The sequence below is a fragment of the Kitasatospora sp. MY 5-36 genome (genome assembly GCF_001182915.1).
Lineage (GTDB): Bacteria > Actinomycetota > Actinomycetes > Streptomycetales > Streptomycetaceae > Kitasatospora.
Genome location: NZ_LFVW01001377.1, coordinates 1 through 722, shown reverse-complemented (window position 1 = coordinate 722; position 722 = coordinate 1). Strand labels below are relative to the sequence as shown.

Here is a 722-nt window from a genome sequence, read left to right as displayed (position 1 = left end):
TGGCCCGACTGCCCGCCCGGCGGCAGCGGCACGGCGGTCGCGCCCGGCGCGGGCCTGCGGCCGAAGGACACCGGGAAGGAGCCGGACCCGGCGGAGGAGGTCTGCGTCGAGCACCCCGGTGAGCGGGCCGCCGGCCTGCGCGCGGCCGGCGCCGCCGTCGACTCCGAACTGCTGTACGTGGGCGCGCAGTTGTGGGCGCCCGCGGCCACCCCGGTGGGGTTGTACGGGGTGCGGGTGGCGCTGGATACCGACGGGGACGGCGGCACCGACGTCATCCTCAAGGCCGACCGGCTGCGCGGTAGCGACGTCCTGGTCTCCCGCGCCCTGGACGCCCGCACCGGGGCCGAACTGGACGTCCAGCCGCTCAACGCCCACTGGGGCGACACCGACACCGGGCTGCTGGACAGCGACGTCCTGGTGCTGCCCGTCCGGCTGAGCGCCCTGCCAGGCGTCGCGCCCGGGCACAGCACCGTCCGCTACGGCGTCTGGACCGGCTACGCCGGGGGCGGGACGCCGGACGTGGCCGAGGCGCTCTCCACCATCGGGCTGAGCGGCACCGGCCCGTCCGTCCCGCTGGACGTCCTGCGGCCGGCGCTCACCGTGCGGGCCGGCCTCACCGGGCCGGCCGCCGTACTGGCCCCGGCGGGCCCGGGCGCCGTCCTCGCCGTACGGCGGGCGGCGGGCGACACCTCGCGGCTCCTGCTGCTGTACCACCGCAACCC

General features: G+C 78.4%; 1 pseudogene. It reads left to right on the top strand.

Annotated elements, in window-relative coordinates:
• Positions 1-722: pseudogene (locus tag AE652_RS42525) on the top strand (hypothetical protein); the annotation flags it as partial.